General features: G+C 66.0%; 19 protein-coding genes. 8 read left to right on the top strand and 11 right to left on the bottom strand.

Going from position 1 to position 21,502, the window contains the following annotated elements; all coding sequences use genetic code 11:
• Positions 1-156: 156 nt before the first annotated feature.
• On the bottom strand, positions 157-1,437 hold the full coding sequence (locus A5773_RS06405) for a glycosyltransferase (RefSeq protein ID WP_067790125.1): 1,281 nt from the start codon (positions 1,435-1,437) through the stop codon (positions 157-159).
• Between the two features lie 265 nt (positions 1,438-1,702).
• On the opposite strand from A5773_RS06405, the gene gmd reads away from it, so the two are divergent.
• From gmd to A5773_RS06425, 4 genes are all read left to right on the top strand, one after another.
• On the top strand, positions 1,703-2,725 hold the full coding sequence (gene gmd / locus A5773_RS06410; RefSeq protein WP_067790128.1) for a GDP-mannose 4,6-dehydratase: 1,023 nt from the start codon (positions 1,703-1,705) through the stop codon (positions 2,723-2,725).
• Between the two features lie 8 nt (positions 2,726-2,733).
• The gene (locus A5773_RS06415) at positions 2,734-3,696 is read left to right on the top strand and encodes a GDP-L-fucose synthase (RefSeq protein ID WP_067790129.1); all 963 of its coding nucleotides are present in this window, start codon (positions 2,734-2,736) and stop codon (positions 3,694-3,696) included.
• A gap of 123 nt (positions 3,697-3,819) precedes the next feature.
• Entirely contained in the window at positions 3,820-4,551 is a 732-nt protein-coding gene (locus A5773_RS06420) for an FkbM family methyltransferase (protein WP_067790132.1), read from the top strand.
• An 89-nt stretch (positions 4,552-4,640) separates the two neighbouring features.
• A complete protein-coding gene (locus tag A5773_RS06425; protein WP_082948118.1) occupies positions 4,641-5,429 on the top strand; it encodes a glycosyltransferase family 2 protein in 789 nt (262 codons plus the stop codon).
• 51 nt (positions 5,430-5,480) lie between these two features.
• Here A5773_RS06425 and A5773_RS06430 read toward each other — a convergent pair whose 3' ends face one another.
• The 8 genes from A5773_RS06430 to mutA all read right to left on the bottom strand — a co-directional run bounded on the left by A5773_RS06430 (position 5,481) and on the right by mutA (position 16,451).
• Positions 5,481-6,269 (bottom strand): ABC transporter permease, encoded by a 789-nt coding sequence (locus A5773_RS06430; RefSeq protein ID WP_082948122.1) that lies wholly within the window; start codon positions 6,267-6,269, stop codon positions 5,481-5,483.
• Positions 6,269-7,012: an ABC transporter permease gene (locus A5773_RS06435; protein ID WP_067790138.1), complete on the bottom strand. Its 744-nt coding sequence runs from the start codon at positions 7,010-7,012 to the stop codon at positions 6,269-6,271. Before A5773_RS06435 ends, A5773_RS06430 begins: the two co-directional genes overlap by 1 nt.
• Positions 7,009-7,956: a daunorubicin/doxorubicin resistance ABC transporter ATP-binding protein DrrA gene (locus A5773_RS06440; RefSeq protein WP_067790141.1), complete on the bottom strand. Its 948-nt coding sequence runs from the start codon at positions 7,954-7,956 to the stop codon at positions 7,009-7,011. Before A5773_RS06440 ends, A5773_RS06435 begins: the two co-directional genes overlap by 4 nt.
• 116 nt (positions 7,957-8,072) lie before the next feature.
• Positions 8,073-9,755 carry a glycosyltransferase family 2 protein gene (locus tag A5773_RS06445; RefSeq protein WP_067790144.1) on the bottom strand — a complete coding sequence of 561 codons (1,683 nt, stop codon included), beginning with the start codon at positions 9,753-9,755 and terminating at the stop codon, positions 8,073-8,075.
• 221 nt (positions 9,756-9,976) lie between these two features.
• Positions 9,977-11,263, bottom strand: coding sequence for a serine hydrolase domain-containing protein (locus tag A5773_RS06450; RefSeq protein ID WP_067790147.1), 1,287 nt, complete (start codon positions 11,261-11,263; stop codon positions 9,977-9,979).
• A gap of 62 nt (positions 11,264-11,325) precedes the next feature.
• Positions 11,326-12,315, bottom strand: coding sequence for a methylmalonyl Co-A mutase-associated GTPase MeaB (gene meaB, locus A5773_RS06455; RefSeq protein WP_067790150.1), 990 nt, complete (start codon positions 12,313-12,315; stop codon positions 11,326-11,328).
• Positions 12,316-14,568 (bottom strand): methylmalonyl-CoA mutase, encoded by a 2,253-nt coding sequence (gene scpA, locus A5773_RS06460; RefSeq protein WP_067790153.1) that lies wholly within the window; start codon positions 14,566-14,568, stop codon positions 12,316-12,318.
• A gap of 5 nt (positions 14,569-14,573) precedes the next feature.
• Entirely contained in the window at positions 14,574-16,451 is a 1,878-nt protein-coding gene (gene mutA, locus A5773_RS06465) for a methylmalonyl-CoA mutase small subunit (RefSeq protein WP_067790156.1), read from the bottom strand.
• Positions 16,452-16,620: 169 nt separating this feature from the next.
• On the opposite strand from mutA, the gene A5773_RS06470 reads away from it, so the two are divergent.
• The 3 genes from A5773_RS06470 to A5773_RS25440 all read left to right on the top strand — a co-directional run bounded on the left by A5773_RS06470 (position 16,621) and on the right by A5773_RS25440 (position 18,684).
• A complete protein-coding gene (locus tag A5773_RS06470) occupies positions 16,621-17,388 on the top strand; it encodes a TVP38/TMEM64 family protein (RefSeq protein WP_067790158.1) in 768 nt (255 codons plus the stop codon).
• 136 nt (positions 17,389-17,524) lie between these two features.
• Positions 17,525-18,316, top strand: a complete 792-nt coding sequence (locus A5773_RS06475) for a trypsin-like serine protease (protein ID WP_067790161.1) — start codon at positions 17,525-17,527, stop codon at positions 18,314-18,316.
• A gap of 128 nt (positions 18,317-18,444) precedes the next feature.
• Positions 18,445-18,684, top strand: a complete 240-nt coding sequence (locus A5773_RS25440) for a hypothetical protein (RefSeq protein ID WP_082948123.1) — start codon at positions 18,445-18,447, stop codon at positions 18,682-18,684.
• A 52-nt stretch (positions 18,685-18,736) separates the two neighbouring features.
• Here A5773_RS25440 and A5773_RS06480 read toward each other — a convergent pair whose 3' ends face one another.
• Together A5773_RS06480 and A5773_RS06485 are read right to left on the bottom strand one after the other, a co-directional pair.
• Positions 18,737-20,116 carry a cell wall metabolism sensor histidine kinase WalK gene (locus tag A5773_RS06480; protein WP_067790163.1) on the bottom strand — a complete coding sequence of 460 codons (1,380 nt, stop codon included), beginning with the start codon at positions 20,114-20,116 and terminating at the stop codon, positions 18,737-18,739.
• A complete protein-coding gene (locus A5773_RS06485; protein WP_369817330.1) occupies positions 20,113-20,826 on the bottom strand; it encodes a response regulator transcription factor in 714 nt (237 codons plus the stop codon). Before A5773_RS06485 ends, A5773_RS06480 begins: the two co-directional genes overlap by 4 nt.
• Positions 20,827-21,092: 266 nt before the next feature.
• Here A5773_RS06485 and A5773_RS25445 point away from each other — a divergent pair.
• A partial coding sequence (locus A5773_RS25445; protein WP_082948124.1) for a hypothetical protein occupies positions 21,093-21,502 on the top strand: 410 nt, incomplete at its 3' end.

Here is a 21,502-nt window from a genome sequence, read left to right on the forward strand (position 1 = left end):
TGCCCGACTCCGTTCGCCTCTGCGCGGTTAAGCATATTAAACGGTTGTGGGACCGCCAACCGTGATCAGCTGGGATCCTAGGCCGGGCTGCGCCAGGCCGCTCGATACTTAAGCAGCGGGCGGAAATTCTCGGGGCCGCGTCTGGGCCTTCACCAATCAGCCATCACGTCCCGAGCGAGCGAGCTTCTCCACGAGATTGGCGGCATTTACAATGCTTTCGGCGGGTTTGGTCATTTGAGTGGCGATCTCGCGGGCTCGGGCGACGATCTCCGGGGCCAGGATCTGGCGTAGGTCGGCGACCAGTGATTCGCGGGTTGTGGTCGAAAAGCGCTGGGCGGTACCCGCATTCAGTCGTCTGACCTGAGCTCCCCAGAGCGCCTGATCGATGAACGTCGACAGGATCAAGGTAGGGACTCCCGCGCGCAGACTCGCGGACGTAGTCCCCGCGCCGCCGTGATGCACGACTGCGCGGCAGGCCGGAAAGACGGCCGCGTAATTCACCGTGCCCACCACCTTGACGTGGTCGGAATGTGGGACGTTGCCGAAGTCAGTCCTGCCGGAGCAAATCAACGCCCGCTCTCCCAACTGCGCGCACGCCGCGCTGATCATTTCGACCGTGTCAACGGCAGATCCGATCGGTGTGCTGCCAAAGCCGAAACAGATCGGCGGTGTTCCCGCAGCAATCCACGACGCGACCTCGTCATCGGCATCGGTCGTCAACTCCAGCATCAGCGCGCCCACAAAGGGCCGTCGGCCATCCCATTTCGCCCATTCGGTGGCCAGCCCGGGGAAGCAAACCTCGTCATAGGCCTGGATTTCCAGCGATCCGCGTTCAGCGAACCGCCGCCCGGGCGGGCCTGATGCCTTCGTTAGGCCGAGTTCACGGCGCTGCGCGCCGTCGATTTTCCTCGACATGCGCCAATACGCCGACCACTCGTTCGCCGTCATGGAAAAGCGAATCAAAGGCGATGGAACAAACGGAATAGGGCGGCCGTCAGCCAGGATCGGAACGAGTTGACCGTTCGCCCGTACCGGGGAGTGGTGCAGGGTGACTAACGGAATGTCGTGATACTCCGCAATGTTGGCGGCGGACTCCTCGAGATACAGGCCGGTGACTAATAGGTCGGCCCCGTCCGTCAGCGGCGTGAGTATTTTGCTCGTCTCCCGCCAGCACCGCGCATAAAGCTTCCGAGATTCGCGCCACCGCAACTTCTGGAGGAAATTCGCCTCCATCCAAATTTTGCGCTGCGCCTCCACGAACGACTGCAAATCCGGTCCGAAACCGACCGCCTCAAGGCCAGCCCCCTCGACGAAGCCCACCAGGTCAGGGGGGACGGCCATGCGGGCTTCGTGCCCCCTGCGCAGCAGCTCACGACCAACAGCGACGCAACCCTCGATGTCGCCCCGACTTCCATAGGACGCCAGCACAAATCGCATCGGCGGACTAGTCACCTCGTCTCAGGTCAGGCGCGCGACGTAGCTTACCGTGCGCTTATCACCTAATCGACCGAAAAGGCCCGCAACCCGCAAAATAACTGCCTTGATCAACGATGCCGTTGCTTAACGCTCCTTGCCCTCGACATCTACTATGAATCGACAGCGACGCCCCGCCGTCGTAGCGCAACGAGGAGTGAGACGGCCGCGATATGGTAGGACACCTGGGATGCCTTGACACGTATCCGCTTGTCGAAGCAGCAATTTCGTGAAGCGAGCGTTTATCACCGGGATCACCGGACAGGTTGGCTCATATCTCGCTGAACTGCTGCTCAGTAAGGGATACGAGGTGCACGGGCTGGTGCGCCGAACGTCGACATTCAACAGTTGGCGGATCGATCACCTCTATGTCGATCCACACCAACCGGACGCACGGCTGTTCTTGCACTACGGGGACCTGCTCGACGGGACACGCCTCGTCACCTTGCTAAGCACCATCGAACCCGACGAGGTCTACAACCTCGCAGCACAGTCACACGTGCGGGTCAGCTTTGACGAACCCGTATACACCGGCGACGCCACCGCCATGGGATCGATACGGTTGCTGGAAGCCGTCCGGCTGTCGCGGGTACACTGCCGCTTTTACCAAGCGTCCTCGTCGGAGATGTTCGGCGCCTCGCCACCACCGCGAAACGAGCAGACCCCGTTCTACCCGCGCTCTCCTTACGGCGCGGCGAAGGTCTACGCGTACTGGGCCACACGTAACTATCGGGAAGCCTACGGATTGTTCGCCGTGAACGGTATCTTGTTCAACCACGAATCACCCCGGCGCGGTGAGACATTCGTGACCCGAAAGATCACCAGATCCGTGGCCCGCATCAAGGCCGGCATCGAGTCCGACGTCTACCTTGGCAACCTCGATGCCGTCCGTGACTGGGGCTATGCGCCCGAATACGTCGAAGGGATGTGGCGGATGCTGCAGGCACCCGAACCCGAAGACTTTGTTCTCGCAACAGGGCGCGGTTACAGCGTGCGCGAGTTCGCCCAGACCGCCTTCGATCACGCCGGACTCGACTGGCAAAAATATGTCAAGTTCGACGAACGCTATCTGCGCCCTACCGAAGTCGATTCGCTAATCGGCGATGCAAGCAAGGCCGCCCAGACACTGGGGTGGAAGGCCTCCATTCACACCGCCGAACTGGCGCGGATCATGGTCGACGCCGACATCGCCGCATTGGAATGCGACGGCACACCATGGATCGACAAACCAATCCTTCCCGGCTGGAACTAAACACCAGGATGCACCCGTCAGTCGGCCCTCTCGACCGCACCTTGCCGGTATACATCGCCGGGCACCGCGGGCTCGTCGGGTCCGCCCTGTTGCGCAAGTTTCAGGCCGAAGGATTTACCAATTTGCTTGTGCGCTCACACAGCGAACTCGACCTGACGGATCGAAAGGCCACCTTTGATTTTATTTTAGAGTCAAGACCTGAGGTCATCCTCGACGCGGCGGGCCGGGTCGGCGGCATCATGGCCAACAACACATATCCGGCCGATTTCCTGTCAGAGAATCTCCAGATTCAGGTCAATCTGCTGGATGCCGCCGTGGCGGCGCGGGTGCCGCGGCTGCTGTTTCTCGGCTCCTCGTGCATCTATCCCAAGTTCGCCCAACAGCCCATCCGGGAGAGTGCGCTACTGACCGGGGCCTTGGAGCCGACCAACGACGCGTACGCAATCGCCAAGATTGCGGGCATCCTTCAGGTCCAAGCGGTCAGGCGTCAGCATGGCCTGGCGTGGATCTCTGCGATGCCCACCAACCTGTACGGACCGGGTGACAACTTCTCCCCGTCAACCTCGCACCTACTGCCCGCACTCATCCGAAGATACGAAGAGGCCAAAGCCAGCGGCGCCCCAGAGGTGACGAACTGGGGCACCGGAACTCCCCGGCGTGAGCTGCTGCATGTCGATGATCTGGCGAGCGCGTGTCTGTACCTGTTGGAACACTTCGACGACCCTAATCAGGTCAACGTGGGTACCGGTATCGACCACACCATCGCCGAAATCGCCGGGATGGTTGCCGCAACCGTGGGCTACTCCGGCGAAACCCGTTGGGATCCAAGCAAACCGGATGGAATGCCGCGCAAATTGTTGGACATTTCGGTGTTGCGGGAGGCGGGATGGCAGCCAGGAATCGCGCTGCGAGACGGCATCGAAGCGACGATAGCGTGGTATCGCGCAAACGTCGGCCCATTAAGGACATGAATGCGCGTCGGCGACGGCTCTGTTGAACGGCGCTTTCACCACAGGCTAGACCGTGTGGCGAGGTAGGCTCATTGGTACTCCGTTTCCTCGGACCCTCGCATATTCGCGTGTTAGCGTTGCGCAGTGGATTTCTCCCACCGTGTTCGATTGATCGCGCGCCGCGCCGGTTTCGAGCTGTCAAGCTACTCTCCCGGCTTGGACTGGGAGCGCAACTTTATGAATCAACTCGAATCGCATCGAGTCAATGTCGTGCTTGATGTCGGAGCCAACTCGGGGCAATACGCCACCGGCCTGCGCAAGGCGGACTTCGAGGGTCGTATCGTCTCCTTCGAACCCCTTTCGGAACCGTTTTCCCAGCTGGCGCGCAGGGCATCAACGGATCCGCTATGGGATTGCCGGGCGTGTGCACTAGGTGATGTTGACGGAAAGATTGCAATAAATGTGGCAGCAAATGCCGGTGAAAGCAGTTCCGTCTTGCCGATGCTGAAGGCCCATCAGGACGCCTTCCCCTGGGCCGACTACGTAGGTACCGAGGTCGTGGCTATACACCGACTTGATTCCATAGCGCCAGAAATTCTCCGGCCGACTGATGTCACATTCATCAAAATCGACGTTCAAGGGTTTGAGAAGCAGGTGCTCGCAGGCGCCAAATCGACGCTGAATGACCGTTGCATCGGTATGCAACTTGAACTGTCGTTCGCCCCATTGTACGAAGGAGGCATGCTCATCCGTGAAGCACTCGAACTGGTGGAATCGTTGGGCTTTACGCTGACGGGGTTGCAGCCCTGTGTCACCGATGTTCGCAATGGCCGGATGCTGCAGGCCGACGGTGTCTTCTTCCGCGAGGGCGATTGACCGGAGGCGCATCACGCGGGCCGAACGAAACACCAAGTACTGGACCGAGCGCTCGAGCAGAAGATTGTGAGTACGTCGTGACCGCCCCAATGTTCTCGATCGTCGTGCCGACGCTGAACGTGGCTGCGACCCTGCGTGCTTGCCTCCAGAGCGTTGTTCAACAGACCTGCAGTGACTTCGAGCTGGTCCTGGTCGACGGAGGCTCGACGGACGATACCGTCGAGATCGCGAAAAGCTTCGCCTCCGATTCGTGCGCACGCATGCTCATCCATTCGGCCCCCGACCAGGGCACTTACGACGCCATGAACCGTGGCGTCAGCATGGCTAACGGATCTTGGGTGCTGTTTCTGGGAGCCGACGACACCGTATATGAGGCAGACACATTGGCGCGGGTGGCCGCCTTCATCGGCGAACATGAGCCTAGCGATCTCGTATACGGCGATGTGCTGCTGCGCTCAACCTCGGTTCGTCACGCCGGTGCCTTCGATCTCGACCGCCTGCTGTACGACACCAACATCTGCCATCAGGCGATCTTCTACCGCCGCGAGCTTTTCGCCGGCATCGGACCCTACAACCTGCGCTACCCCGTCTGCGCCGATTGGGACTTCAATATCCGCTGCTTCTCCAACCCCGCGCTCGTCACCCGATACATGGACATTGTCGTCGCCCGGTACAACGACATGAGCGGCGTCAGCATGAGTAAGGACAAAGAATATTTGAAGCGGCTGCCGGTTTACCTTTGGATATTCAACCTGATGCGATGGAGGACCAAAGAAGGTCGCCGCGCGCTCTTCCTAGGGTACATTCGGTCGTTTCGTGTCCGAACGTCTCAGGTGCGCGAAGCCGGCTCGAGGCTATTTGGCGCTCGCAACACCTGAAGTATCGTCGTTCTGCCTCTCGGGGTACGGATCGCACTGCCACAGTGCGGCTCAAGCGCTCGACTCGGCGGCGCTCCGGTAGCCGCGCACGGCGATCGGGATGAAAACCGCGAACAGCACCAGCGCCCAGCAAAAAGTTAGCGCGAGGGGCCACAACAGCGGGCCGCCGTGGGCCAATCCCCACATCGCCTCGATGGGCGCCGACATCGGCTGCATACGAACGAACGGTCGAAGCCAGTCGGGGTACAACATGATCGGCGTGGTCCCCGGGTTGAGGAACGCCAGCGCAACGGTGCCGGCCGCCAGCCAGGTCATGAGGGCAACACCGTTGGTACGGATGGCGATCGCCATGACCAGCGTCGTGAACCCGACCACCATGATCGGGGGGATCAGGACGTACACCAGGACTGTGGCCCAGCCGTGAGTGAAGCGCAGTCCCATCGCGACCCCGAGGGCGGTGATCAAGGCAGTTCCGAGCAGGGCGCGCGCCGCCTCGGCCGTCAAACGCCCGGTCAGCGCGCTTGCGCGGTGAACCGGCAGCACCCACATCCTGCTCAGCAGTCCAGAATCGCGCTCCATCGCGATGCCAAGCGAAGTGCTGAGGGCGCCGAACACCCCGGACAGCACCGCACACACCGGAACCAGGCCGTAGACACTCTGGACGCCGGTGAGCTTGTGCACGCGCTCGTCCAGCACCACGACGTAGACGAGCAAGAGGCAAACGGGGACGATCAGGGACCCCACCAGCACCGCACGCTCGCGCCGCCACTCGGTGAGGAGTCGACCGGCTTGCACCCAGCTCTGGGTGACTAGCGAGGTTGGCAGCCGAGCTTCGGCCATCACTGGCTCCGCCTCTGCAGACGCAGCGTGACCGCGCCGAAAACCAGCACCATCCCCACACACCAGGCCAGGCTGGCCGCCAAATTGCCGAGCGCCACGTGGCCGGAGCCCAAGCCGCGCAGTGTTTCGGCGACCACTGACAACGGCTGGTTGCGCACATACGGGCGCAACCACCCGGGAAAGTTGCTCTCGGGGGCGATCCCTGTGGACAACATGAACAACAAGAGTTGGGGAACGAACAGTACGTGGCTGGTCCCTTGGGGGCTGCTGGTCAGTGAACCCAGCGCGTCGGCGCCGAGTGCCACAGCTAAGCCCAGCAGCAACGCGATGACGACGAAGGCCAACGCATACAGCAGTCCGCCGGTCATCCGGAATCCGAATGCGTAGCCTGCCGCGATCGCCACTGCCAGGGCGAGCGCGGCCCGGACCAAGGTCGCCACTATTCGGGCACTTACCGGAACTGCCGCGGCGATGGGCAACGTCTTCAACCGCTCCCCCAGCCCATGCAGATGATCACGTGCTGCGCGGTCCGCGGTGAGCATCGCAACCAAGACCACCGCCTGGATGGCGACGGCTGGGACCAGGTACTGCGAGTAGCTGACGTGTCCAGTGTCGACCAGGCCGTGCAGCGCCAGGGAAAAGCCGGCCAGATATCCGACGGGTGAGAAAATCTCGAATATCAAGCCGCCGTCTCGTGCCGCGGCGAGCAGCGAACGTTCGGTCAGTGCACCCAGGGCTGTCATGGTTGGGCAACGGGCCGCTCGGTGAGGCGCATGAACGCCTCGTCCAGCGAAGGTTTGCGCAACGAGATGTCGATGAGTTCGACGCCGATTGCGTCGACGCGTCGAAACACCTCACCCAGTGTGGCCACCCCCTCGGGCGCGGGCACCGACACGAAGTTCATCTCGGTGTCGATATCGATCCCTTCGAGGCCGGCCAACGCGGCCGCGACCTTCGGCAGGTCCGCCGGATTGGCGGGGGTCACCTGGCAGTAGCTGCTGCCTACCCTCTGTTTAAGTTCCTCGGCCGTGCCGCTGGCGATCACCTGTCCGTGGTCGATGAGCACGATCGAGTCGCTCAGCACGTCGGCCTCTTCCAGATATTGCGTGGTGAGCAGCACGGTGACACCCTGCAGGGCCAACGAACTCACAAATGACCACATGGCACGGCGGCTACGTGGGTCGAGCCCGGTGGTCGGCTCATCGAGGAAGAGCACTCTCGGCAGCACCACCAGGGCGCTTGCAAGATCGACGCGTCGCCACATGCCTCCCGAGTACGTCGAGACCCGTCGATCGGCAGCCCCGACGAGGTCGAACTGCTCGAGAAGCTCGTCGGCCCGAGCCTTCGCCTGCTGGCGACGTAGGCCGCGCAGCCTGCCGAACAAGACGAGGTTCTCCCGCCCGGTCAGGTATGGGTCCATCCCGGTGAACTGGCCCGCCATCCCGATGCTGGCGCGCACTTGGCCGGCCTGGCGAACGACGTCGTATCCGCTGACAAAGGCACGCCCCGAAGTGGGGCGGATCAACGTCGACAGGATGTTGATGGTGGTCGTCTTGCCGGCACCGTTGTGGCCGAGCAGGCCGCACACCGTCCCTGCGGGAACGGAGAAGCTCACGCCGCCCAGTGCGTGCGTGTTGTCCCCGAATGTCTTCGTGAGGCCGACAACCTCAATCGCGAGTGGGCTCACTCTCGAAGTATTTCATGGTGCGTTGCTACGCGTTGACGGTATGGGTGGTCCCACCCTGTATCCGCCGACGCCGACCCAACATGGACCTATGGCCGCGGTGTAACTGACGGTCAAACTCACTTCCACATGCGGGAAATTAGTGCGCGCAGCCACACGTTCGCAGCCGCCACGGCCCGAGAATCTCGACGAGCCAACAATTTAGCTTCTTCCTCGACGAACGAGTGGGCGATAACGGCGGGCCGTCGCCTATTGCGCTTTGGCGATTTCCGCTCGAACTCCATCAGGCGTTCGCGCGCAGTCTCTTCGTCCGCACCGTCGCGCGTGAGCACCACCAGGCTGCTGCGAAACCATGGAAAGGTCGAAAGCGATTGCAGTGCCAGGGAATCGAATAGGCAGGGGCGCCATCCGGCCGACGCAAACAAGTCGAGCCAGTGTGACATCGGCTGCCCGTTGAAAAGGCCTGCTTCGGAGCGCCCCGCGCCGCCAGATAGGACGATGCGCTCACGCGCCCGGCACGCGATGTTTCTGACGAGGGCGGATTCCGGCTCGCCCGGAATATGTTGCGGTGGCTGCACACACATCACCAGATCGAAGGTCTCCGCTAGGTCTACGGGCTCGCAGCCGTCGATGCTCGCCGTCCGCTTGGCGCTATGAGCAGCGAAATACTTCAGGTACGCCTTCGAACCCCCGCCGATCGCCAGGACGGATGTGGGGCGATAGCGCTCCGCGAGATAACGAAAGGGTGGTAAATCCGCGTACAAAGCTGGTTCCGACCCGCCGCCTTTGAACGGCCGCTGCACGCGCCGCCATACCGCAATCTTCCCACCCGAATTTTTCAGGATCTGGATGTCGGAGGCTAGACCGGACGCGTCGGCCTCCGGGTTGAATATTCTGTCGATGGACCTCACGACTTTTTGCAGCGGCGTGCAGCTGATCGCCGGTTGCGCTGTCAATCTCCCGTAACCAGGTGCGACGGGGTCACGCACGACGTCGCTGGGCCACGTTAATTCAGTCCCGGAGAAGTCCGCGTATTTGAGCGCTTCGCGTGTCAGATCCTCCGCCGAAAACGAAGGTCCGCGAATAATGCGCTCGTATACGACCTTCCAGTGAATCGCGTGTGCGAAATCGAGCCGATATCTATTCCGCTCGAGATTGGCGATCCAGCCAACCAGGATTTTGCTGGTGAACTGGTCGACGCTGCGGACCGGGAAGTGGGCTATCGTGACGTCCCTCAGCTTGATCTTGCGCAGTGACCGACCGAAGTAAGTGGCGCCATGGTTGCCTTGCTTGATCCGTAGTTTCGTATCCAGCTTTGGCTTGGTGACGATGATGGGTTTCCACCAGGCGTGTTCGTCCGCCTTCCGGTGGGTGATGCCCCGTAGGGGATCTGACGCATCGCCTTCCGGGCCCGTGGGAGCGGGGATGTAGGTGCGCCAACGATATTGGGCTTGCGTACCGGGGCGCATCGCACGCAATTGGGAATACAGCGCCTCCCGCGACGGTGTGACGATGAATTCGTCGGCATCCAACAAAAACACGAAGCGTGGCTTGAACTTGGGCACTACCCTGCGATACACCGCGGTCACAATTTCCGCCTGGAAGTGACCCACGATCGGATCGTCGAATAGTATTACGGGCAACCCTTCACGTTGCAGCCGCACGAGGATTTCCCGCGTGTCGTCGACCGAGTCGTTATCGACGATGGCCAGCGCATCCATGAAGTTCAAATTGTGTCGGACGAATGCCTCAATGACATCGGCCTCGTTTTTCACCATCGCGATCCCGAGCGCTTCGATCATGCTTGTAGCGCCAGGTCAAAGTGCATCGCGGATCAAACCTTTCGGAGGTCGTGCGCACCAGGGCACCGGACATTATTCCCGGTTCTTCAGCACTTCGGGCCATCTTCGATCCCATCGGCGCGCAGAACCTCGAGCGCGCCGACGCTTCCGCGGTGCCGTGACACGGCGAACAACACAGTTGGTTCGGCCGCGGAAACCCTTGAACGCAAACCTAAATCACGTTAGCCGGCGACGGCTCCCGGCTCGAAGAACGGCGCTCCGTACTCGGTCACCGGTTCGAAGCCGCGCTTGCGCGCCTTCTCGGCGGCCTTGCGAATAAGGGCGTAGATGCCGACGAACGCCGCGTGATCGGTCATCACGAACGGCGTCAGCAGCCGGTTGTGCACCAGCGAGAAGGCCAGGCCGCTCGCGGGGTCGGTCCAGCCGAGCGAGCCGCCCAACCCGACGTGACCGAAGCCCGGCATCACGTTGCCGATGGGCAGGCTGTGGTAGCCCAGGTGGAATGCCAGCGGCATGAACAGGTTTCGGTCCGGGCGCAGGCTCCGTCGACCGGTCAGGCCGGCGACCAGTTCGCGGGACAGGAATCGGATGCCGTCAACCTCGCCGCCGTTGGCGATGGCGCCGTACATCCGTGCCAGTCCCCGGGCGGTCACCACCCCGTTGGCCGCCGGGATCTCCGCGTCCAGCAAGGGGGTGTCACCCTGCACGGCGGCGACCATGCCCGGGAAGTACATGGACCGGAATCCGCCGGACAGCTCGTTGGCCACCCTGCGGGTCACGAAGCTCAGGACCGGGTTCCGCACGAGGTTCTGCGGCGCCACGATCTGGGCGACCCGCGTCGGCGCCCCGACCGGCGGCCGACCCAAATACAGCCCGTCGGTGCCCAGCGGCTCGGCGAGCTCCTCGCGGATCAGCACTCGCATGCCTTTTCCGGTCACGCCCCGGGCCAGGCCGGACATCAACCATCCGAAGGTCAGCGCGTGATAGGCCGACTTGCCCAACAGCCGTCCCGGCGCCGCCGCGGCCAGCCGTTCTTCCATCACGACGTGGTCCAGCAAGTCTTCGGAGCTGGCGCCGCGCAGGCCCGACAGGCCGGCAGCGTGCCTCATCACGTCGCGCACGGTGAGGTTCGCCTTGCCGTTGGCCGCGAAGTCCGGCCAGTACTCGGCAACCGGCGCCTCGTAGTCGATCAGCCCGCGGTCGGCGAGCCGGTGAATGACGGTGGCGGCCATGCCCTTTGTCGCCGAGAACACCATCGGGGCGCTGTCGGCCGACCACCGCGTATGGCCGCCTCGGTCGGACCACCCGGTCCAGACGTCGACGACGGGTTGGCCGTCCAGATACACCGCCAGCGCGCCGCCGCCGAAGCGGCGGGCGGGGAACATACTGGAAAAACTGCGAACGACGCATCCGAAGTGTGAGTCCGCCGCGCCGGACACACGGTGACCTGCGTCAAGGTCATCGTGGACAGGGACCGCGCGGCGATTGACTCGGGTTTCCACCGTCACGCTTTTGAATTTACTTCGATTTCACACCGTCCCGGAGCGAAATCGGATTGTTTATCTATCCGTTATTCTGACGCAGCCGTTAATATTTGCTGGGCCGCCAGCGCGGGGGTCAGCTCCCCCGCCTTGACCTGGCGTTCGACATCGGCACGCATCTTGCGCACCTTCGGGTTGGACAGGACCCGATCCAGGACGGTGTCGCGCACCATCTGCCACGTCCAGTCGACTTGCTGGGCACGCCGGCGCGCCTCGAACTCGCCGGCCTCGGTGAGCACCTGACGATGACGTTCGATGGTGTCCCACAATTCCTGCAGGCCGGTCCCCTCGGTCGCGCTCATCGTGAGAACGGGTGGCCGCCAGAGCGTTTCACGGGGATGAATCAGCCTGATCGCCGAGGACAGCTCGCGGGCGGCCATCCGCGCCTCCGCGAGGTGCTCCCCGTCGGCCTTGTTCACCACCACGATGTCGGCCAGCTCCAGCGCACCCTTCTTGATGCCCTGCAGCTGATCGCCGCTGCGCGCCAGGGTCAGCAGGACGAACGTGTCGACCATGTTGGCGACCGTCACCTCGGACTGGCCGACGCCAACCGTCTCGATGATGATCACGTCGAAACCGGCGGCCTCCAACAGCACCACCGTCTCGCGGGTGGCCTTTGCTACGCCGCCCAGAGTGCCCGACGTCGGCGACGGGCGGATATACGCGTCCGGGTGCACCGCCAGCCGCGCCATCCGGGTCTTGTCGCCGAGGATCGATCCACCGCTCCGCGTCGACGACGGGTCGACGGCAAGCACCGCGACCCGGTGGCCCTGCTCGATCAGATGCATGCCGAGGGCCTCGATGGTGGTGGATTTCCCCACCCCGGGGGTCCCGGTGATGCCGACGCGGTGCGCGTTGCCCGAGTCCGGTGTCAGCGCGAGCAGCAGCTGCTGCGCCTTCTCGTGATGGTCGGCGCGGGTGGATTCCAGCAGCGTGATCGCCCGCGGCAGCGCCGCGCGGTCGCCGCCGCGAACGGCGGCGGCCAGCTCGTCGACGGTGTCGCTCTTGCGGGCTGCCATCTAGTCGAGCGGGTAACCCAGCCGCTCGGCAAGCTTGCGCAGCAAGCCGATCGCGGCCTCGGCGATCACCGTCCCGGGCGGGAAGATGGCGGCGGCCCCGGCCCGGTAAAGCTCATCGAAGTCACCGGGCGGTATCACCCCGCCGACCACGATCATGATGTCGGGCCGTCCCACCTCGGCCAGCGCGTCGCGCAGCGCCGGCACCAGCGTCAGGTGGCCGGCGGCCAGCGACGAAACGCCGACCACGTGCACGTCGTTGTCGGCGGCCTGCCGGGCCACCTCCTCGGGCGTGGAGAACAGCGAGCCGACGTCGACGTCGAAGCCGAGGTCGGCGAAGGCCGTCGCGATCACCTTCTGGCCGCGGTCGTGACCGTCCTGGCCCATCTTGGCCACCAGAATCCTGGGCCGGCGGCCGTCGGCCTCGGCGAACTTCTCGACTAGTTCGGTGGCGGTTGCGATGTTCTGGGCCTTTCCGGCTTCGTCCCGGTAGACGCCGGCGATGGTGCGGATCTCCGCCTGGTGCCGGCCGTATACCTTTTCCAGCGCGTCGGAGATCTCCCCGACCGTGGCTTTGGCCCGGGCGGCGTTGATCGCCAGCGCCAGCAGATTATTACCCAATCCGTCCTCGCCGGCGCGACCATGCGCGGCGGCGGCCCGGGACAGGTCGGCGAGCGCGGAGTCGACCGCGGACTGGTCGCGGCCGGCCCGCAGCTCTTTGAGTTTGGCCAGCTGCTCGGCGCGCACCCGGCTGTTCTCGACCTTGAGGACCTCGACCTCTTGGTCCTCTTCGACCTGATACTTGTTGACGCCGATCACCGGCTGGATGCCGGAGTCGATGCGCGCCTGGGTTCGCGCGGCGGCCTCCTCGATACGCAGCTTCGGGATGCCCTCGTTGATGGCCTGGGCCATGCCGCCGTGCTCGGCCACCTCCGCGATGTGCGCCCGGGCCCGCTGCGCGAGCTGGTGGGTCAGCCACTCCACGTAATACGAGCCGCCCCACGGGTCGATGGGCCGCGTGGTGCCCGACTCCTGCTGCAGCAGCAGCTGTGTGTTGCGCGCGATCCGCGCGGAGAAGTCCGTGGGCAGCGCCAGCGCCTCGTCCAGGGCGTTGGTGTGCAGCGACTGGGTGTGCCCCTGGGTCGCGGCCATCGCCTCGATGCAGGTGCGCGCGACGTTGTTGAACGCGTCCTGCGCGGTCAGCGACCAGCCGGACGTCTGCGAATGTGTGCGCAGCGACAGCGATTTGGGGTTCTTCGGGTTGAACTGGGCAACCAGCTCGCTCCACAGCAACCGGCCCGCCCGCAGCTTGGCGACCTCCATGAAGAAGTTCATCCCGATGCCCCAGAAGAACGACAGTCGCGGCGCGAACTTGTCGATGTCCAGGTCGGCGTCCAGGCCCGCCTTGATGTAGTCGACGCCATCGGCCAGCGTGTAGGCCAGTTCCAAATCGGCTGTGGCGCCGGCCTCTTGGATGTGATAGCCGGAGATCGAGATGGAGTTGAACTTCGGCATCTTCGCGCTGGTGTAGCCGAAGATGTCGGAGATGATCCGCATCGACGGCTTGGGCGGATAGATGTAGGTGTTGCGCACCATGAATTCTTTGAGGATGTCGTTCTGGATGGTGCCCGCCAGCTTCTCCGGCGGCACCCCCTGCTCCTCGGCGGCCACCACGTACAGCGCCAGGATCGGCAGCACGGCGCCGTTCATGGTCATCGACACCGACACCGTCGAGAGGTCGATACCGTCGAACAGCTGACGCATATCAAGAATGGAATCGATTGCCACACCGGCCATTCCGACGTCGCCCTGGACGCGGGGATGGTCGGAGTCGTAGCCGCGGTGGGTAGCCAGGTCGAAGGCCACCGACAGGCCCTTCTGGCCGGCCGCCAGATTGCGGCGGTAGAACGCGTTCGACTCGGCCGCGGTGGAGAACCCCGCGTACTGGCGGATGGTCCACGGCTGGTTGACGTACATCGTGGGGTACGGGCCGCGCAGGAATGGCGGTTCGCCGGGGAAGCTGTTCAGCGGGTAACCGCCGGCCACCGCGGCGGCCCGGTCGGCGCCGATGTACACCGGCTTGACGGCGATGTCTTCGGGCGTGTGCCACTCGAGCTGATCGGGCGTGTACCAGTGCGCCGCCGCGGCGGCCGCGACGTGCTTTTCCACGGCGGCTTCGTTGGGCGGCGGCAGCGGGCGGTCGCCGTTCAGCGGGACGTCGGCGAAGTTACCGATCACGGGTGCGGTTGTGGTCATGGCGGCTACGCTCCCAGTCGAGTCAGCAGGTTCGAAAGGGCCTCGACCGCATTGATTTTCGCGGTCAGGAATTCGTCGGGCCGGTGCTCGGCGTCGGCCACGGCCTTCTCCGGGCCGGCCAGGTAGATCCTTAACACACCGGCGGTTCGGGCCGCCTCGACAATCGCGGCGGCCTCGTCCTGGTAGCGCTTGTCGGTGCCGCAGATGACCGCGGCGCTCGGCGATCCCGCGTCGGCGACCGCCTTCGCGACACCGGCGGCGTCGACCGTGCCCGGGTTGACGGCTTCGATGCCGCCCGACGCCAGCAGGTTTGCGGCGAACGTGGCCCGGATGTTGTGCTCGGCCAGCGGGCCCAACGGAAGCAACAACGCCTGCGGACGCGCACCGGTGCTGGCCAGGAAGGCGTCGGAACGGTCGCGCAACGCCTCGAATGCGGCGGCGTACCGCTGCAGGTTGCCCGCGGCCAGCGGTGAAGCCGACGAATCATCGTGCGGCAGGGCGGGTTCGGTGAGATTCGGGAACTCGTTGACACCGGTGATCGCCGTGCGGCGGTGCGCGATGTCGTCGGCGCGGCGCGCGGCGACCTCGGCGATCTGGTCGGCGACGTACTGGCGCGCCTCGACGAAGCCGCCGCGCGCCTCGATGGCCTGGAAGTGCTCCCAGGCCTGCTCCGCGAGCCGGGCGGTGAGGTCCTCGACGAACCAGGAACCGCCCGCCGGGTCCAGCACACGGCCGACGTGCGACTCCTCCAAGAGCAGCAGCTGCGTGTTGCGGGCGATCCGGCGCGCGAAGCTTCTGGCCGTGCCGGGGAAGCCGCCCGGGATCGCCACGTCGAACGGGAGCACCAGCACGGTGTCGGCGCCGCCGACGCCCGCACCGAAGGCGGCCAGCGTGCAGCGCAGCATGTTCACCCACGGGTCGCGTTGGGTCATCATCGGCAGCGACGTTTCGGCGTGCACGGTGACGGCGCCGCCGTCGGGGTCACCGACGACCTCCGCTACCCGCGCCCACAGGTGGCGCACGGCCCGCATCTTGGCGAGCGTCACGAACTGGTCGTCATCGGCGGCCAGCCGGAAACTGATCTGCCGCAACGCCTCCCCGACCGACATGCCCGACTCGGTGAGCGTCCGGAGATAGGTCACCCCGGCGGCCACGGTGCCGGCCAGCTCCCACGTCGCGTTGGCGCCCAGGTTGTGGAAGGCGGGCCCGTCGACGGTGATCGCACGCACGCCGCGCTCCCGGGCCGCGCGCTTGGCGACCGCGACAACCTCGTCCACCGCGGGCACGGGACGATCGCTCAGTGCCGCGGTGAAGGGGTCGCCGCCCAGGTCGATCGAGAGTATTTCGCGCTGGTCTGGTTGGACGCCGGCGGCCAACGCCAACATGACGTCGGCTGCGGCGGAGTAGTCCGCGCCCGGGTCGACGATGACCGGCGCCATGCTCAGGTGCACGCCCTGCAGGGCGTCGGCGAGCTGGTCGACCGTCACGCCGGATTCGCCCACCCGCAGCACCAGCGCGCCGGCCCCGTTGCCGAGTGCTTCGAGCACCGCCGAGTTGACATCCTGGGCCGTTACCCCGGCGACGCGATCGGCGGGGAACGCCTCGGCCACCTTCCAGCCGGACTTGACGTCGCGCAGCGCGTCGGCGCCCCGCACGAAAGGCCACTCGCCCGGCAGCGGCGGCTCCGGCAGCTCGTCCAGCGCCGTGTACAGCGCCCGGACGGCGATGCCGTCATAGGTCGGGGTTTCCAGCAGCCGCTCGGGCTGGTCGCCGAGCTCGTCGGGGTCCTTCCGGGTGCTTTTCGACAGCACGCCGGCGACCGCACTGCGCCAACGCCCGCGAACCTGTTCTAGTTCGGCGAGCTCGGGTACATCAATAGACACCGATTGCTCCCTTTTTTGCCAGCAAATGGGGCCTGCGACTTACTAATGAGGCTAATTGATCGAGCCTGTCGGCTGAAAACCGCGCGGCGCGACCAGCAAGGCAGGCCGGTGATGAAACGCCAGCCTCGGGAAACGAGTTATTCACCTGCGCCCCGTAACCTTTACAGGCGTGACGGCTTCCGCCACCTGCAGAATCAACCGGACGCTGCGCGACCTCGGCGGCGCGCTGGGCTCCGCCGCGCGTCTGCTGTCGCGGCCCCGGGTGATCGCCACAGTGGTCGGTATCACACTGTTGATCGCGGCCGCCTCATGGCTGCCGGTGCCCACCCCGGTGCAGATGCGCGATTGGGCGGAGTCGGTCGGCCCCTGGTTCCCGCTGGCGTTTCTGGCCGCGCACATCGTGGCCACCGTCGTGCCGGTTCCGCGGACGGCGTTCACCCTGGCCGCCGGGCTGCTGTTCGGCCCGCTGACGGGTGTGGCGATCGCGGTGGGTGCCAGCACCGCGAGCGCGGTGATCGCGATGCTGCTGGTGCGCGCGGCCGGGTGGCGGCTGAACCGCCTGGTTCGCCACCGGTCCATCGACACCGTGGACGAGCGCTTGCGGCAGCGGGGCTGGCTGGCCATCTTGTCGCTGCGACTGATTCCCGCCGTGCCGTTTTCGGCGATCAACTACGCCGCCGGTGCCTCGACGGTCCGGGTGCTGCCGTACACCCTGGCCACGCTGGGCGGCCTGCTGCCCGGCACCGCCGCCGTGGTGATCCTCGGCGACGCGCTCGCCGGTCACCCCAGCTCACTGCTGTACCTGGTGTCGGTGTGCACGGCGACCCTGGGTCTGACGGGCTTGGTCATCGAGATCCGCCACTACCGCCGGCACCATCGCCGCGCGCACAGTTCCGCCGCTGACCGGCCCTCCCCCGAGCCGGCCGCCATCAGCTGATCTCCCGCAGCAAATCTGCCTAATCGCCACGGCCGCCGGGCCGAAGCTGGCAAGCTGGAACGCAGAATCACCCGGCGCCACGCTCAAAGGGGGGCTGTTGGCCGGAATCCAAGCGCCGTACCCGCCGCGGTCCAGGATGCATTCCGCGTTGTTGGTCATTGCGGCGCTCTTCTGCGCCACCGCCTTCATCACCGCCGTCTACATGTTGCCGAGGAATTCCGGCCCGGCGCACGATCCCGCCCCGCCGCCGCTCCTGTCGCCGATCGATCTGCCCGCGTCGACTGCCGTCGGCCCCGGTGCGGGCATTTACGTCCAGTACGCCGACGGGACGGGCGGAATGGGCTGCACCGCCGGGTTTTTGGTGCGCACCAGCACCGGTCAGGTCGGTGTCCTCACTGCGGGCCACTGCAACCGCTCCGGCGGGGCCAGCAAGGTGACGATGAACTTCGCCGGCATCCTCCCCTATGCGACGCTGGGCACGTTCAGCCAGACGGTCAGCGAGGGCGTTCACAGCGAACAGCACGACATCGGGCTCATCGTGCTCAACGGCGACAACGTCCCGCAGAACCCGGCCATCGGGGCCTCCTTGCCGGTCTCCGGCGTCGCCACCGACCTGCAGCCCGGCCAGGAACTGTGCAAATTCGGCATGGGCTCGGGCGAGGCCACCTGCGGTCCGATCACCGAGGTCACCGGCAGCAAGGTCGTGTTCATGGCGCCCGGCCAATGCGGCGATTCCGGCGGCCCCGTCTATCTCGACGAAGGCAACGGCACGGTTCGCGCCGTCGGCATCCTGATCCGCGGGGGTGACCCGTTCAGGCATAAGCCCGGGTGCTCGGTCCCGGCGAAGTTCTCGGTCGCCGAACTCATCCAGCCGTGGCTGGACAAGTGGCGGCTCACCGCAGTGATCGCGGCGGCCCCGTCCGGCTGACGGTTCGCGGTTCTCCTTCAGGTTGACTTCAGGCTGACTTCCTAGCGTCGCGAACGTTGCGGTGCGCGAGGCGCAGTTGCGCACCCAACGGGTGAATGACCGTCTACAGCAAGGGAGAGATGGGCCGAGTGAAAATCAAACAACTCATCGCCGGTTCGCTGCTCGCGGGCGCCCTCGGGGCGGCCGTGGCCGGCTTCGGCGCCGCGGTGGCGAGTGCGGATCCGCCACCGCCACCGCCGCCCGGACAGCCGGAACCGCAGCATCCGGGGGGACCGTTCGGCGGGCCACCGGGGCCGGGTGGACCGGTTGGGCCGCCCCCACCACAGGGGCCGGGCGACCCTTTCCGGCCACCGCCGCCGGGATTCTGACGTCGGGCTAGGCGCACGGAGTGGTGGCCGCCTCATCCGGGGCGGTCACCACTCACCGGCGTTCGACCGGCAGGGTAAGCCGAAATTCGGCACCGCCGTCGTGCGGCAAACACACCAGCTCGCCGCCGTGCGCACGCGCCAGCGCCCGGGCGATCGGCAGGCCCAGCCCGGCGCCGCCGTGATCGCGGGCGCGCCCGGCGTCCAGCCGCACCAGGCGCTCGAAGATCCGCTCCCGCTCGTCGTCGGGAATGCCGGGCCCGCTGTCGGTTACGGTCACCTCCACGGTGCCTTCGTGCGTGCGGACGTCGATCATGATGGAGCCTCCCGGCGAGGTGTATCGACGAGCGTTGTCGAGCAGATTGGACAGGATCTGCGCGAGCCGGGTGGGGTCCGCGTTGACAGTCAGCTCGGCCAGGCCCGTGCGACGGACGGCGAGTTGCGGTGCCAGCATGGCCGCTCGGTCGGCTTCGGCGTCCGCGATCGCGGCCAGGTCGACGTGCTGGGTGTCCAACGGCAGCCCGGCGTCGATGCGGCTCAGATCGAGCATGTCGGAGACGAGCCGACCGGCGCGGCGGGCGTCCGACAGCAGCAGGCTGGCCCGGCGATATTGACCGTCTGCCCCGTCGTCGCCTTGCTGGGAGGCGCTGTTGGCGAGTTGCTCGGCGGCGACCTGAATCCCGGCGATCGGGGTGCGCAGTTCATGGGCGGCGTCCACGAGGAAGCGCCGGGTAGCCGTCTCGGCGCGCTGGGCCGCGTCGGCGGCGCGCTGCGCCCGGCGCTCCGAGGCCTCCAAAGCGTCCAGCATTCCGTCGAAAGCGCTTGCCGCGCGGCCTAATTCAGTATTCGCGCGGTCGGGTCGCAACCGTCGCCCGCGATCACCCGTGCGGATGTCGTTGGCCAGCGCCGTCAGCCGGTCCAGCGGGCGCAACGCCACCCGGCTGACCGCCACCAACAACAGCGCGGCGGCCACCAGGGTTGCCACGCCCGCCCCGATCATCAGCAGCCGCAACTGATGCGTCACCTGCGTGGTTTGGGTGGTGTCGGCGACGAGGATCACCCGGGCGCCATCCGGCATCATCGGCGGCGGTGGCGCAAAGGGTGGTGCGGGCGGAAAGGGCGGCGGGACCACGGGCCCGGCGACGGTGTCGGGACTGATGCCGCGATCGCCGTAGGTGGCGCCGTCGGCGGTGACCAGCAGCGCGCGCACGCCGCCGCCGTTCAGTTCGGCGGCCAACAGCTCGGGCGAGGTGCGCGCGGCGTCCAGCGTCTCGGCGCGCGACGCCGCCGCGAGCAGCCGATCGTGCAGGTTCCTGCGGGCGAGGACGCCCAGGCTGACGTCGACGGTGACACCGAGCACCACCAATAGCAGGGTCAGCAACGCCACCACCACCAGCGTCACCCGGCGCTGCAGGGAGGGAGTCCGAGTCGTCATGATCGCTGGGGTTGCAGCCGGTAGCCGATGCCGCGCACGGTGTGCAGTATCCGCGGCCCGTGGGCTTCGAGCTTGCGCCGCAAACCGCTCACGTGCACCTGGACCAGGTTGGGGTCGTAGGCGTCGTACCCCCACACGGCGTTCAGGATTTGGCCGGCACTGACGATGCGCCCGCGCTGCTCCACGAGAAAGGCCAGCAGCCGCAACTCGGTTGCCGTCAGGTCGAGGCGACGACCAGCGCGCGCGGCCACGCCGGCGTCGGCGTCGAGCATCAGGTCGCCGATCTGAACGACTTGCGGCAGCCGTCCGCGCCGGCGCAACACCGCGCCGACCCGTGACACCAGTTCGGCCAGCTCGAACGGTTTGATCACGTAGTCATCGGCCCCGCCGTCCAGGCCGCGCAGCCGATCTTCCAGGCCGTCGCGGGCCGTGATCAGGACGATCCCGACATCGCCCCAGTCGCGAATGACGCCGATGAGGTCGAATCCATCGCGCCCCGGCAGCATGACGTCGAGGACCACCAGGTCCGGCCGCAGCCCGTCCAGCGCCTCCTCGAGCCCGTCGCCGTCACAACGCCCGACGGTGTGGTAGCCGACGTCGGTGAGCGCCTCGCTGACCATTTCGCGAATCGTCTCGGAGTCTTCGACCACCAGGACCCGGGGCGCGCCGACGCTGAACCGGCCGGCGGCGACCCGGGAGCTGTTCGTCATGCCTCCCATTGTCGGCGCCGGTTCTGAAATCAAGCTGAAGCGGTCCCCCGGACCCTTCCGTCACCGGAGCCCCATCAATCGCAGAACCCAGGGATGCGACGAAGTGCCCACCTCAGAGCGACAAGCCCGCTCCGCGGGGCGGAGTCCTAGCGATGTCGCTGTGAGGCGGGCACAACGTCGCTCACCCTTCGCTGGTGACAGAAGTGACTCACGGGACACCCGTTTCTTCAGGTCTACTTCAGTTCCGACTCCTACCGTCCGGTGCCATGACCACAAACGACGACATCGACGCCCAAACACCCGTGCCGCCGGCCGCCCGTCCCCCAAGTGAGCCTCGCCGCCACTCCACCGGCGTGGTGGTCGGCGTCGGGGTGGCGGGCGCGCTGATCGGCGCGGCGGGCACCATCGCGGCGATCGCCTTCGCCTGGATCATCAGCGCCGGACCGCCCGGGCCGCCGCTGCCGCCCGGGCCACCGCCGATGATGGCGCTGCAGCACGGACCGCCGCCCCCGCCGATGGGCGGGCCCATGGGCGGCTTCGGGTTTGCGCCGCCGCCCGGCCCGCCCGGGCCGCCGCATGGATTCGGGACGCCCGGCGAGGTCTCCCCGCCCCCGCCGCCCCCCCCCAGCCGCCCCACCCGCCCCCCGGCCCCCCCCCCAAAAACTGCCCGCGGATG

This window comes from Mycobacterium sp. 852014-52450_SCH5900713 (assembly GCF_001667075.1).
Lineage (GTDB): Bacteria > Actinomycetota > Actinomycetes > Mycobacteriales > Mycobacteriaceae > Mycobacterium.

What these genes read in the sequence shown, in the direction of transcription:
- A5773_RS06405 (WP_067790125.1), bottom strand. Translation starts at nt 1,437, where the DNA reads ATGCGATTTGTGCTGGCGTCCTATGGAAGTCGGGGCGACATCGAGGGT.
- A5773_RS06415 (WP_067790129.1), top strand. Translation starts at nt 2,734, where the DNA reads ATGCACCCGTCAGTCGGCCCTCTCGACCGCACCTTGCCGGTATACATC.
- A5773_RS06425 (WP_082948118.1), top strand. Translation starts at nt 4,641, where the DNA reads ATGTTCTCGATCGTCGTGCCGACGCTGAACGTGGCTGCGACCCTGCGT.
- A5773_RS06430 (WP_082948122.1), bottom strand. Translation starts at nt 6,269, where the DNA reads ATGGCCGAAGCTCGGCTGCCAACCTCGCTAGTCACCCAGAGCTGGGTG.
- A5773_RS06435 (WP_067790138.1), bottom strand. Translation starts at nt 7,012, where the DNA reads ATGACAGCCCTGGGTGCACTGACCGAACGTTCGCTGCTCGCCGCGGCA.
- A5773_RS06445 (WP_067790144.1), bottom strand. Translation starts at nt 9,755, where the DNA reads ATGATCGAAGCGCTCGGGATCGCGATGGTGAAAAACGAGGCCGATGTC.
- meaB (WP_067790150.1), bottom strand. Translation starts at nt 12,315, where the DNA reads ATGGCAGCCCGCAAGAGCGACACCGTCGACGAGCTGGCCGCCGCCGTT.
- scpA (WP_067790153.1), bottom strand. Translation starts at nt 14,568, where the DNA reads ATGACCACAACCGCACCCGTGATCGGTAACTTCGCCGACGTCCCGCTG.
- A5773_RS06475 (WP_067790161.1), top strand. Translation starts at nt 17,525, where the DNA reads ATGCATTCCGCGTTGTTGGTCATTGCGGCGCTCTTCTGCGCCACCGCC.
- A5773_RS06480 (WP_067790163.1), bottom strand. Translation starts at nt 20,116, where the DNA reads ATGACGACTCGGACTCCCTCCCTGCAGCGCCGGGTGACGCTGGTGGTG.
- A5773_RS06485 (WP_369817330.1), bottom strand. Translation starts at nt 20,826, where the DNA reads ATGACGAACAGCTCCCGGGTCGCCGCCGGCCGGTTCAGCGTCGGCGCG.